Below are 12,512 nucleotides of genomic sequence, written 5' to 3'. Positions count from 1 at the left end.
TATCATGTCCGACACCATCTCTGCCGAATCGGTCGCCGACGTCGCCTACGAATCCGTCGTGCCCGTCGAGAAGCCGCTACAGACCGACCTGACCGTGATGCCCGAACTGCTCGAGGTCGATCTGCTGGTGCGCGCGGCGGAGGCGCGCGCCCAGTTCCACGTCGACGGAACCGGTATGACGGTCGCCGTCCTCGATACCGGGCTGCGCACCACTCACGTCGATTTCGCGGGCCGGGTTCGGGCCGGGCGGAACTTCACCTCCGACAACAACGGTTCGCCCACCGATCCGAGCGACGGGCAGGGCCACGGAACCAACGTCGCGGGGATCATCTGCGCGGGCGGGGTGCACACCGGGATGGCGCCGCGCGCGAAGATCGTGCCCGTCAAAGTCCTCGGCAACTCCGGCGGGGGCAGTTTCCTCGCGATCCGCGACGCCCTGCGCTGGGTGCTCGCCAATCGGACATCGCTCGGGATCTCCGTCGTGTGTATGTCGCTCGGCGCATCGGACAACAACACCTCGGACGCGGATTTCGCGGGTGACGGTATCGGCGACGTGATGCAGCAACTCACCGACGTCGGCGTCGGCTGCTGTGTCGCCGCGGGTAACGACTACTTCGGCCACAACAGTGGCCAGGGCATGAGTTACCCGGCGATCTTCCGCCAGACGATCAGCGTCGGCGCGGTCTACGACGCCGACGAGGGCTCGTTCAGCTACGGCTCCGGCGCGACCGCCCTCTCGACGGCTCCGGACCGGATCACGCCGTTCTCGCAGCGCCTGCACTCCAGTGTGGGTGGCGACTGCGCGACCGACATCTTCGCGCCCGGGGCTCCGACGACCTCGTCGGGGATCCGCAACGACAGCGGCGAGTCGATCCAGCACGGCACCAGTCAGGCCACGCCCGTGGTCGCCGGCATCGTGTTGCTGATCCAGCAATTCCATCTGCGGGTGGCCGGGACGATGCCATCGGTTGCCGATGTTCGCAAATGGCTGGTGGCGGGTGCTGTGCCGATCGTGGACGGCGACGACGAAAACGACAACGTCGTCCACACCGGGCAGACGTTCAGCCGGATCAGCGCGTTCGGCGCGCTCACCGCCTGTGCGAAGGACGTGGCCAGGTCGGCACTGGTCGAAGCGGGCATCGACCGTTCGCGCGTGTAGCTGCCATGAATGCCGATCGTTCGGCCGGGCGCGGGGACGACCCGCGCTCGGCGCGAGCGCATTTCGGCACAGTGGCCCGGCTGTTCCTCAGTCATTCGAGCCGCGACAGCCGCGAAGCGGTCGCGCTGCGGGCCTGGCTGATCGAGGCGGAACCCGGTCTGGCAGGCGAGATCTTCCTCGATCTCGATCCGGACACCGGGATTCCGGCAGGCGTCCGCTGGAAGGACGCACTGCGCCGGGCAGGCGAACGCTGCGAGGCGGTCATCTGCCTGCTGTCGGACAACTGGGACCGTTCTCATGAATGCAAGGTCGAATACCGCCACGCCGAGTCCCTGAACAAGCCGATCTTCACGGTCCGCCTCGAACCACTGACCGGGCGCGACATGACCAGCGAGTGGCAGCGCTGCGACCTGTTCGGGGACGGACCCAAGACCGCGATCCCGGTGGACGGGGACACGGTCGAGTTCCTGACCGAGGGGTTGCAGCGACTACGTCACGGCCTGCGGGCCGCCGGTATCGGCGCCGACACCTTCGGCTGGCCACCGCCCGGCGACCCGGAGCGGGCGCCGTATCGGGGGTGGGAACCGCTCGAATCCATCGATGCCGCAGTGTATTTCGGGCGCGACGCGCAGATCGGGCGAGCGATGGACACCGTGCGCGGCCTGCGTGGTCTCGGTGGCGGCCACCTGTTCGTCGTCCTCGGTCCCTCCGGCGTCGGCAAGTCGTCGTTCGTGCGAGCCGGGTTGCTGCCCCGTCTGGCCCGCGACGACCGCCACTTCCGCACCATGGACATCGTGCGGCCGCACCGCAGAGCCCTCACCGGCGACGCCGGATTCGCGCGGTCGATCCACGCGTTGCGCGTCGGCGCCGGGCTGCGCCGACCCTGCCTCACCGAGATCGAGGACGGCGTTCGCGACATCGAACAGGTGCGGGGCTGGCTGGTCGAAGCCCAGCAGGCCGCGCGGGCGGCCGTCCCGGACTCCGGCGGTGACCCGGCGCCCACGCTGATCCTGCCGATCGACCAGGCCGAGGAACTGTTCGGCCCCGAGGCGGGCGAGCAGGCAGGCGTGCTGCTCACTCTCCTCGGTGGCCTGCTCGACCGCGAGCGTGGGATCGCGATGATCGCGGTCGCCACCATCCGCTCCGACCGCTACGAACCGCTCCAGACCGCACCCATGCTGGCATCGGTGGCGGTGCGGCCGTTCGACGATCTGAAACCGATGCCGCAGGCCCAGTTCAAGGAGGTCATCGTCGGGCCCGCCCGGCGGGCGAGGGAAGCGGGCGCGCAGTTGTCGTTCGCCCCGGACCTGGTGGAACGTCTGCTCGACGACTGGTCCCGCGGCGCCGACACTCTGCCGCTGCTCTCGCTCACCCTCGCCCGGCTGTATCGGGACTATGGATACGGGGAGATCACTCTCGCGCACTACGAAACCCTCGGCGGATTGCGGCGGGTGGTCCAGCGGGAGGTCGACGAGCTCCTCGACGCCGATCCCGAGGTTCGGGGCGGGCAGTTGGCGATCCTGCGGCGGGCGTTCGTGCCATGGTTGGCGACGATCAGTTCCGGTACCGACCGGCCGATGCGCCGCCCGGCCCGCTGGTTCGATCTGCCGCCGGAGAGCCATCCGCTGCTCGAGGAGTTCGTCGCCCGCAGGCTGCTGGTCAAGGACGAGCGAGACGGTGCCGTTGTCGTCGAGGTCGCGTTGGAAAGCCTGCTGCGCCAATGGGATGCGCTCGCCGAATGGCTGCGGGTGGAGGCGGCCGATCTCGAGGCCGCCGACAACATCGAACGGGCCGCACAGGCATGGGAGGAGAACGGGCGGCGCGAGGAATGGCTGCTGTCCGGATCACGGCTTACCGATGCCGAATCACTGGCCACCACACCGGGATTCCGTGAGCGGCTCAACCCGGTCCGGGGACTGCTGCTGGCCTCACGGCAGGCCGAGGACGAGCGCATCGACGAGGAACGCAGGCACCGCGAGGACGAGCTGCGGGCCGCCAGGGAGCGCCAGCAGGCGGCGGAGACATTGGCGGCCACGGAGAGCCGGGCGAAGGAGGACGCGCAGCGCAGCGCCCGGGCCTTGCGCCGGCGGTCGCGGATCCTGCGGGCGGCGCTGGCGTTGACCATGGTGGCCGCGTTGGCAGCAGGGCTGCTGTGGGTGCGCGCGGATCGCGCACAGGAACGAGCCGTCGCCGAGAACCGTCATGCGACAGTGCTTGCGTTGTCGGCGAATTCGCAGCTCATGTTGTCGGGCAGGTGGCCGGGAAAGAGCGACGACATCCTGGGAATGCAGATGGCCATGGCCGCCTATCGAATCCCGACCGACAACAAGCGGGAATTCGCCCTGCTCAACGCTGTCCACCAGCAAGGAAAACTCCGCAAGATCGTCTCCATGAACCAGGCCGAGGTCAGCAGCGTCGTCTACAGCCCGGACGGGACAACGATCGCGGCCGCTGGTGGTGGCGAGATCCAACTACGCGACGCGGACACATGGGAGCCGATCGGTGCGCTGATGGAGGGTCACAAGTCCGAGGTGACACGCATCGCGTTCAGTCCGGACGGCGCCCGCCTCGTATCCGCGGGCCGGGATGGAACCGTGCTGGTGTGGGACACCGGGTCCCAGCAGCAGATCGGTACCGAAATGCGCGGCCACACCGAGGCGGTCATGGCTGTGGCGTTCAGCCCGGACGGCCGCCGGATCGTGTCGGCGAGCGTGGACAGAACCGTCCGGCTCTGGGATTCCGACACCCACCAGCAGATCCACGAGATGACCGGGCACACCATGCCGGTGACGTCGGTAGCTTTCGGCGGGGACGGGCTGATCGCCTCGGGAGACTTCGGCGGCTCCGTCCGATTCTGGGACCCGCGGTCCGGACTGCCGTCGGGCGAGCCCATACCGGTGTACACCGCCGGCGCGGTGAACAATCTCGCCTTCGACGGCAACGGTGATCGGCTCGTGGTCGCGGGATTCGATGTCCAGCAGTGGGATACACGGACTCGCCGACTGATCGGGGAGCCGCTACGTGGCCACACCGCGGCCATCGAATCCGTGACCTACAGTCGTGACGGCGCCACAATAGCCTCGGCGAGCGATGACAAGACGATCCGGCTGTGGGACGCCTCGACGGGTCAGCCTTTCGGGGAGCCGCTGGAAGGACACGAACTCGTCGTGGCCAGCGTCGCGTTCCACCCCGAATCAGATCGAATACTGTCCGGCAGCCTGGATTCCACCGTCCGTGAGTGGGTGGTGGCAGGAGAACGAACCATGCAACACGGCGCCAAGGTGGTGGGCGCGGACGTGAGCCCGAACGGCAGGCATATCGTTTCCGGCGGCACCGACGGGACCATCCGGCAGTGGGACGCCGCCACCGGTGCACAGGTCGGTCCGGTGATCCGCGGCGAGCCCGGCAGGTTTCAGGTCGCGGAATACACAGCCGAAGGCGCGCAGGTGGCGTCCGGCGAGTTCAGCACCGAATCCCTCACCATGACCGACGTGCGATTCTGGGATGCCGCGACGGGCGCGGCGATCGGGCCGCCGATCTCCCTGCCGACAGCGACGAGCGCCTATGCCTACGATCCCGGCCGACGCAGGCTGGTGCTCAAAGTCGGCGGTATCGTCCAGATCCACGACATGGCGAGTATGCGGCCGATCGGACCGGAGCTCCGTCACGACGATGTCTCCGTGCGGACGATATCGATCGACAAAGACGGACGGCGGGTCGCCACCGGCGCCTTCGACTACTCGGCGCGGTTGTGGGACGCGGACACCGGCAAACAGGTCGGCGAGTCGATGACCGGGTCCTCGTGGGTCAAGAGCACCAGCTTCAGCCCGGACGGCCACCTGCTCGCCGTCGGCTACGAAGACAAGTCGGTGCGCATCTGGGATACCGATACCGGTCGGCAGATCGACAAGTCGATGTGGCAGGACGGTCCGGTCGTGTTGGTCCAATTCTCGCCGGACGGCAACACACTCGTCACCGTCGGCACCGACAATGTGTTGCGGTTGTGGGATGTGGCGACGCACAACCAGATCGGCCCTGCCCTGGTCGGTCACGGTGCACCCATCACTGCCGTCGACTTCACCCCCGACGGTGCTCGGATCATGTCGGCGAGCGTGGACGAGACCATCCGGATGTGGCCCGTGCCGACCGCCTCGCCCGAGCAACTCTGCGCCAAGATGACGCACAACATGAGCCGGGAGATGTGGCGGAGCTGGGTCTCGTCGGAGATCGACTACATCGAGCTGTGCCCGGGACTCCCGATCGCCGGCGAGCAGGAGTAGCCGATGTCCGACGACGAGCTCCTGAACACCCTCTGGCAGCGGCGAACTCGCTGGTCGAGCACCGCTACCCGGATGAAGCGCCGATTGGATCGAGTGCGCCTCGCCGTTCTGTTCCTCGGTAGCTGGGGTGCGATCGCCACGGCCTCGACCACGACCGTCCTCCGCTCGGCAGGCATCCCGACCCGCATCGTGGCGCTCTCGGGTGCGGGGGCGCTGGCGGTGGCGACGTTTCTCACCGCCCAGTACCTCACCGCGGAATCGACCCGCCGCTGGACCAGAGCGCGGGCGGTCTCCGAAGGCATCAAGCAGAGAGTTCTCACCTTCCGCGCCCTCGGCGACGCACACCAGGCCGAGCGATTGCGGGCCGACATCGATGGCATCGAGCAGGCGGCCGAGGACCTGCTGCCACTGCTCATGCCCGGCGACGACCCTGTCCAGGCGCCGCGATCGATGCGGCCCGACGAGTACGTCCGCGACCGGGTACGGGCTCAGATCGACGACTACTACCTGCCGACGGCCCGCTGCTACGGCGCCCGCGCGACCAGGCTGCGCCGGGCGGCCATCGGCCTCGGCCTCGCCGCCACGATCGTCGCCGCGATCAACACCGGCGTCGGCGCGGAATCGTCGGGCCGAATCGCGCCCTGGGTCGCGGTCATGACCACGTTGAGCGGATCGTTGCTGGCCTACCTCGCGGGGAAGCGGTACGACTTCCTGGTGATGACCTACCTCGCCACCGCGGATCGCTTGCGACGGCGGCTCGAGCGGTGGCGCACCGACGGATCACCCACCGACCGGGTCCGATGGGCGGAGTTCGTCGCCGACTGCGAGAACACCATCTCGCTGGAGAACGCGAGCTGGATGGCGAAATGGGGCGAGCGCGCGGAGAGCTGAAGCCGGGCAGCCGAATCCGAGGTGCGGCCGGGGTGGCCCGTGCCGGATAACCTGAGCGCAGTCACGTGGGTGGTCGTGCGAAGGAGTGGTGATGGAGTTCGGGCCGGAGGCGATCCTTGCGGGGTACCGCATCGAGCGCAGGCTCGGTGGCGGGGGAATGGGGACGGTGTACCTCGCCCAGCATCCTCGGCTGCCGCGCCGCGACGCCGTGAAGGTGCTCGACGGCCGGCTCGCGGTGGAGCCGACGTTTCGGGCGCGGTTCGAGCGTGAGGCCGATCTGGCTGCGCGGCTGCGTCATCCGAACGTCGTGCAGATCTTCGATCGGGGCGTCGACGGCGAACGGTTGTGGATCGCGATGCAGTTCGTGGACGGGCTCGACGCGGCGCAGCTGCTGCGCCAGGGGCTGTCGGTGCTCACGCCCCAGCGGGCGGTACGCATTGTCGCCGAGGCGGCGAAGGGACTGGACTACGCGCACCGGCAGGGGTTGCTGCATCGCGATATCAAACCGGCGAACCTGCTGATCGCGCGTGCCGACGACGGCACCGACGAGGTGATGGTCACCGACTTCGGGATCGCCCGGAGCATGGGGGAGACGACGAGTCTCACCTCCGCGGGATCGGTGCTCGGCACGCTCGCGTACGCGGCGCCCGAACAGCTCGAGGGGCAACCGCTCGACGTGCGCACCGACGTGTACGCACTCGGCGGCACCCTCTATGAGCTGCTCACCGGATTCGTGCCGTTCCAGCGGGAGAGTCCGGCCGCGTTGATCAGCGCGCATCTGATCGAGCCGCCGCCGCGTCCGTCGGCAGCCGATCCGGGGCTGCCGCCTGCCCTGGACGGTGTGATCGCGCGGGCGATGGCGAAGAATCCGGCCGACCGGTATGCCAGCTGTGGCGAGCTCGCCGACGCCGCGATCGCCGCTCTCACCGGCGCGCCGGTGGTGGGGGATACCGCTGTGCTGCGGCGGGATACGCCGCAGGCTCCCGGCACGTCCCTGGCCAGGAAGGTCCTGCTCGGTGTCGGTGGCGCGGCGGTGGTGGCCGCGGTGACCGCGTTCGCCGTGCTGACCGCCGAGGATCGGGGTGCTTCGGATGTGCCTGCCACGACGCAGGCCGCGCGGATCGGCGCCGTCCCGAACAGTCCCAAGGCGGCGGCGGTCCTGCGTCCCTGGCTCGACGATGTCCTCGCCGGTGATATGAGCGCGCTGATCCGCAAGTGCTGGACGCAGTCGCCCGCCGAGATCCCCCGGATGTACGGCGATGTCCTGCCGATCATCGATGCGGTGCAACGCCCGGGCGTGCTCGGCCAATTCGGGCCCTACTGGCACAACGAGGACCTCCTGGTCAGCTTGCGCCCCAGCGAGTTGCGGTCGGAGTACGGGTGCCCGACCGTGAGTGAACGATGGAAGAGCGGCCTCACCGACGAGCAGGCTCGCTACACCGTCGAGCGCTATCTGAGCCGGGTGGTCGGCGACCCGGTGAACCCGGCCGACGTGGAACCGGACTACCCGCTGCTGTGCAACGGCACCCAGCCGGGCACCAGCCTGTCCGGGGTGCGGCGATTCGAGGACAAGGCACTCACGGTCCGTAGCTCGACAGGCTCGGTCGTGACCATCAGCGCGCCGGTGAGCAGCGCGGACGGCGCGACATCAGCGGTCGAGCTCACCCTCGAGCACGCCGCGAACGGCTACTGCGTCGCCCGCATCGACCCGGCAGGCTGAGCCGCGTTTCACCAGCCCCGGGGACCGGCGCAGCTCATCCGAAAAGGGTGATCCGTCCGGCTCGCCGCCGTGGCTACGGTGGAGCAACGTCCACGCTGAATCCAGTCAGGAGTTGCCGTGCCGAAGTTGGAGATCAAGAGGAAAACGGAGCTCTCCCGCAAAGAGGTAGGCGAGCGGCTCATCATGATCGGACGGGCCATCGCCCACGGCTCCGAGGTGGAACTGAAGACCGGTGACGACTCGATCGAGATCGTCGTCGCCGACCGCGTCCGCTGGGAATTCGAGATCGAAGTCGACGGCGACGAGACCGAAATCGAAATCGAGATCAAGTGGCGCGACGATCCCGCCGCCGAGACGGAGTCCGACGCGAAACCAGCACCGAAACCGGCACCGGCACCGGCATCGAAACCGACGCCGGCATCGAAACCGGTCAAGGCGACGCGCCGGCCCCGGGCGCGCAAGACCACTGCCAAGTGAGCCGCCTCCATGAACTCCCCGGACACCACCGGTAGCCGCGCTCGACGGTGGTGGGCGCGACTGGCGTTCGTCGCCGCCGCCGCGGCCGCGGTGGTGCCCGTGCTCGCCGCCGGGGTGCTCGGCGCCGTGGCATTGCTGATCGTGGGCACCGGTGGCGTCGTGGTCGCGGTGGCGGCGCTCTACACGTTCATCACCCGGTTCGGGATCCTGCGGTGGATCGCACTGGTGGTGGCGCTGCTCGCGCCGGTCGTCGTGGTGGTCTCGTTCGTGCGGGCGAATCTGCTGTGGGTCGCCGTGGTTTCGGGTGCGCTCGCGGCGGTGACCGTCGGCGCCGCGCGCATCGCCCTGCGCAGCAGCGGGTCGGAGACGACGATGCCCGAATACTCCACCCCGGCACCGGAGCGCCCGTTCCTGATCATGAATCCGCGCTCCGGTGGCGGGAAGGTGTCGAAGTTCGACCTCGTGCGCAAGGCCGAAGAACTGGGCGCTCAGGTCGCTCTCCTGGAGGGGCCCGAGGAAATCGACGTCACCGCGCTGGCCCAACGGGCGGTCGCCGACGGTGCGGATCTGCTCGGGGTGGCGGGCGGCGACGGGACCCAGGCCCTGGTCGCGGCCGTGGCGGTCGAACACGATCTCCCGTTCCTGGTGATCAGCGCAGGCACCCGCAATCACTTCGCCATGGATCTCGGACTCGATCGCGCCGATCCCAGCCGGTCACTGGACGCACTTCGCGACGGTGTGGAGTTGCGCGTGGATCTGGGCACTGTCAACGGACGGCCCTTCGTCAACAACGCCTCGTTCGGGGTCTACGCCGAGATCGTGCGCAGTCCGGCATACCGCGACGACAAGACCGCCACGGTGCTGGCGCTGCTGCCCGAACTGCTCAACGGGCACCGCGGGCCGAGACTGGTCGCCCGGATCGGGGAACTCGCGGTGGACGGACCGCAGGCGGTCCTGGTGAGCAACAATCCCTACGGCAGCAATGATCTCGCGGGCCTGAGCCGTCGCGTCCGCCTCGATCGCGGTGTCCTCGGCGCGGTCACGCTGTCGGTCACCAGCACGAGGGAAGCGGTCGGTCTGCTGCGCCGCACCCGACTTCGCGGCCTGTCGCAGGAAACGGTGATCGAGCTGATCGTCGACGCCGACGTCCCGGAGATCCCGGCCGGTATCGACGGTGAATCCCTGCTGCTCGACACCCCGGTCCGGTGCACCATCCAACCGGGCGCTCTGCGCGTGCGAGTACCCAGAACCAGACCGGGAGTTCGTCCGGCCGCCGCCGCCTTCGACTGGGCACGCCTGTGGCAGACGGCCCGCTGGACTCGACCCGGGTCATAACGCGGCCACCTGCTCGTCGAGCCGGGTCAGCCATCGGTCGAGCAATGCGACGTGCTCGGGGGTTGCCCGGTCGCGTACCCGACGCAGCGCGTCCCGTATCCCGATGACGACCATCGGTGAGGCGGCGGCGAACACGATGTCGTCTACCGCGGTCCGGACGAATTCCTCCCATCCCGGCAGATGAACGACGAGCCTGTCGACCCCGGTGTCGTCGGTGAGCCGCAGCGGTCCCAGACGTGCCGCGGCTACCCGTCCGAGCAGGTCTTCCAACTCGTCGAAGGCCTGGACGGCGGTCGCCGGATCGTTCACCGCGCTGGACAGCGCGCGCAGCGCGATATCGGCCAGCAGGCGAAACGCAAGCAACGGATCCTGGTCGAAGGTCCGTTCGCCGCCGACGACGAGACCGCCCAGCACCGTCGCTTCGGGCAGTTCGCCGCCGTGCACATCGGCCACGTGACTGCCGTGGCGCAGGGTGGCGCCCGGATTCTCGCGCAGGACGATGGTCACATTCGCGGCCTTCGCGGCGTGGACCAGTTCAGCCGTCTCGACCCGTTGCAGCACCGCGGGCGGCTGCTTCCAGACAACCGTCGTCCGCACGGGCGACAGCTGTGGCGCGGCGGGGCGGGGTGCGGCGTACAGGGTGGTGAGCACCGTCCGCCCGCGATCGGCGATCGTCCCGAGCGCGGGCGCCAGCTGGATGGCGGCGAAGGCTTTCAACTGCAAGGCCCGCAACAGCGCGATCAGCACGAGCAGCGCCAGCATCGCGAGGACCGGCACGACTACCGAGACCTCGGCACGCTTGCCGATGGCGAGGGCGGCGGTCACACAGAACACGACCAATCCGAGGGCGAACCCGAAGGTCCGCCAGACGATGGGGTCGTCGCGGAACAGCATCAACCGCGGTGTGAACGTGGACATCACCCACTGCACCACCAGGAAGAGCAGCGAGAAGATCAGGGCCACCGCGCCCAGCAGGCCGATCCCGATCGAGAGCAGCGCGTTGGTCACCGGGGTGCTCGGCGCGTGCGGTCCCCAGGAGATCCGCGGCGCGGCCAGTCCCGCGCAGAGCCCGGCGAACATGAAGACGAGCTGGGCCAGACCGGCTCGCAGGCGGCGGGGGCGGGCTGTCCGGACGGGCATTCGCCGATGGTCACATATCGACCGTGCGGCTCGGCTCACCCGAAAAGGATGACTCCTCGCTACAGTGGCCCGGTGCGTCGGTGGCGGGGCGAGAGCGGGTCGTTCAGACCCACCTCAGGGGTAACCCCTGGGCGCGTCTTGTCAGTTGGGCTCAGCGTCCAGAGCTTGGGCGCACGCTTCGCGTGCCTCGCAGCACCGCGGACGAAGGATTCTGGTCGCCCCGTCACCGCCGCATCCCGATGAGCCGCGCGATCGGGCTCGAGCTGGCCACGCGCCTGGCGCGCTCGTTCGAGCTGCTCGACGACGATTGGGGGCTGTCGACGCTGGCCGAGGCATTCGCCGACGTTGTCGAGCCCGATCGGGCACAGGACATCGCGGGGCGCGTGATCGAACTCATGCCGGTGGAACCGGTCGATCCGCTGCACACGCTGCGCCGGGTACTGGCCGACTTGCCGAAGCTGGCGACGACTGTTGTTCCCCTCGATCCGGTGGTCGTGCCGACGCGATTCGGCGCGGTCGAGATCCCGGATCTCGCCGCGCTGGCCCTGCTGCTGAATGTGACCCCGACGGAGCTCGAGTGGTTCGCCGATCGCGGCGGTTGGTTGCGCCGCGCGTCACAACCGTTGTCGCACTACCGATATCGGCGGCTGCCCAAAGCGACGGGGGTGCGGGTCGTCGAGGCGCCGAAGGTGCGACTGCGCGAGATCCAGCGCCGGATCCTGCATCGGATTCTCGCGGGCATTCCCGCGCATCCGGCCTGTCACGGTTTCGAGAAAGGGCGCAGCGCGGCAACTTTCGCCGCCCCACACGCCGGATCCGCGCTGGTGAACAGACAGGATCTGCGCGATTTCTTCCCGACGATCACGGTTGCGCGGGTGCGCGGGGTGTTCACGGCCTGCGGGTATTCCACGGCGGTAGCCCGCGTTCTCGCCGAACTGTGCACCACCGCGTCACCGGTGACCGAACTGCGCGGACTGGGCTCTTCCCAGCGCACCTTGCTCGCTGCCCGGCATCTACCGCAGGGTGCCCCGACCTCGCCACGCCTGGCCAACCTCGTCGCGCACGGTCTCGACCGGCGCCTGACCGGCTACGCCCTGCGGTACGGTGCGACCTACACCCGCTATGCCGACGACCTCGCCTTCTCGGGCGCCGCCGACCTCGACACCGCCCGGCTGATCTGGACGGTCACCGCAATCGCCCGGGACGAGGGCTTCACCGTGCACACCGGCAAGACCCTGGTCCGCCGCGCGCACCAGCGACAGGTGCTGGCAGGGCTCGTCGTCAACGATTCCCCGGCCGCACCGCGCGAGCGCTACGACGCCGTCCGTGCCCTGCTGCACAACTGCGCGCGCACCGGTGCCGCCGCGCAGAACCTCGACGAGCACACCGACTTCCGCGCCCACGTCTACGGCCTGATCTCGTGGATCGGCGAGACCAGCCCGCACCGCCGCGACACACTCCTCGCCATGGCCGAGCGAGTCGACTGGGCCGGTTGACCGGACGGATCCGC

General features: G+C 69.0%; 8 protein-coding genes. 7 read left to right on the top strand and 1 reads right to left on the bottom strand.

Features of this window, described 5'->3' with window-relative positions; genetic code table 11:
- Window positions 1–4: 4 nt before the first annotated feature.
- From ACFWFP_RS26465 to ACFWFP_RS26440, 6 genes are all read left to right on the top strand, one after another.
- Window positions 5–1,159 (top strand): S8 family serine peptidase, encoded by a 1,155-nt coding sequence (locus ACFWFP_RS26465; RefSeq protein WP_379299358.1) that lies wholly within the window; start codon window positions 5–7, stop codon window positions 1,157–1,159.
- 5 nt (window positions 1,160–1,164) lie between these two features.
- Entirely contained in the window at window positions 1,165–5,439 is a 4,275-nt protein-coding gene (locus ACFWFP_RS26460; RefSeq protein ID WP_379299356.1) for a TIR domain-containing protein, read from the top strand.
- 3 nt (window positions 5,440–5,442) lie between these two features.
- Entirely contained in the window at window positions 5,443–6,330 is an 888-nt protein-coding gene (locus ACFWFP_RS26455) for a DUF4231 domain-containing protein (protein WP_379299354.1), read from the top strand.
- A gap of 91 nt (window positions 6,331–6,421) precedes the next feature.
- Window positions 6,422–8,050, top strand: coding sequence for a serine/threonine-protein kinase (locus ACFWFP_RS26450; protein ID WP_379299352.1), 1,629 nt, complete (start codon window positions 6,422–6,424; stop codon window positions 8,048–8,050).
- Between the two features lie 117 nt (window positions 8,051–8,167).
- Entirely contained in the window at window positions 8,168–8,527 is a 360-nt protein-coding gene (locus tag ACFWFP_RS26445) for an amphi-Trp domain-containing protein (RefSeq protein ID WP_379299350.1), read from the top strand.
- 9 nt (window positions 8,528–8,536) lie between these two features.
- Window positions 8,537–9,862 (top strand): diacylglycerol/lipid kinase family protein, encoded by a 1,326-nt coding sequence (locus ACFWFP_RS26440; protein ID WP_379299348.1) that lies wholly within the window; start codon window positions 8,537–8,539, stop codon window positions 9,860–9,862.
- On the opposite strand, the gene ACFWFP_RS26435 is transcribed toward ACFWFP_RS26440, so the two are convergent.
- Window positions 9,857–11,002: a DUF2254 family protein gene (locus ACFWFP_RS26435; protein WP_379299346.1), complete on the bottom strand. Its 1,146-nt coding sequence runs from the start codon at window positions 11,000–11,002 to the stop codon at window positions 9,857–9,859. The genes ACFWFP_RS26440 and ACFWFP_RS26435 overlap by 6 nt on opposite strands.
- A 182-nt stretch (window positions 11,003–11,184) precedes the next feature.
- Here ACFWFP_RS26435 and ACFWFP_RS26430 point away from each other — a divergent pair, with 182 nt between their 5' ends.
- The gene (locus ACFWFP_RS26430) at window positions 11,185–12,498 is read left to right on the top strand and encodes a reverse transcriptase family protein (RefSeq protein ID WP_379299344.1); all 1,314 of its coding nucleotides are present in this window, start codon (window positions 11,185–11,187) and stop codon (window positions 12,496–12,498) included.
- The last annotated feature ends 14 nt before the right edge of the window (window positions 12,499–12,512 follow it).

Source organism: Nocardia sp. NPDC060249, from assembly GCF_042728755.1.
Lineage (GTDB): Bacteria > Actinomycetota > Actinomycetes > Mycobacteriales > Mycobacteriaceae > Nocardia.
Note: the sequence above shows the minus strand (reverse complement) of the source record. Positions and strands in the feature narration are given on the sequence as shown.

What these genes read in the sequence shown, in the direction of transcription:
- ACFWFP_RS26465 (WP_379299358.1), top strand. Translation starts at nt 5, where the DNA reads ATGTCCGACACCATCTCTGCCGAATCGGTCGCCGACGTCGCCTACGAA.
- ACFWFP_RS26460 (WP_379299356.1), top strand. Translation starts at nt 1,165, where the DNA reads ATGAATGCCGATCGTTCGGCCGGGCGCGGGGACGACCCGCGCTCGGCG.
- ACFWFP_RS26455 (WP_379299354.1), top strand. Translation starts at nt 5,443, where the DNA reads ATGTCCGACGACGAGCTCCTGAACACCCTCTGGCAGCGGCGAACTCGC.
- ACFWFP_RS26450 (WP_379299352.1), top strand. Translation starts at nt 6,422, where the DNA reads ATGGAGTTCGGGCCGGAGGCGATCCTTGCGGGGTACCGCATCGAGCGC.
- ACFWFP_RS26440 (WP_379299348.1), top strand. Translation starts at nt 8,537, where the DNA reads ATGAACTCCCCGGACACCACCGGTAGCCGCGCTCGACGGTGGTGGGCG.
- ACFWFP_RS26435 (WP_379299346.1), bottom strand. Translation starts at nt 11,002, where the DNA reads ATGCCCGTCCGGACAGCCCGCCCCCGCCGCCTGCGAGCCGGTCTGGCC.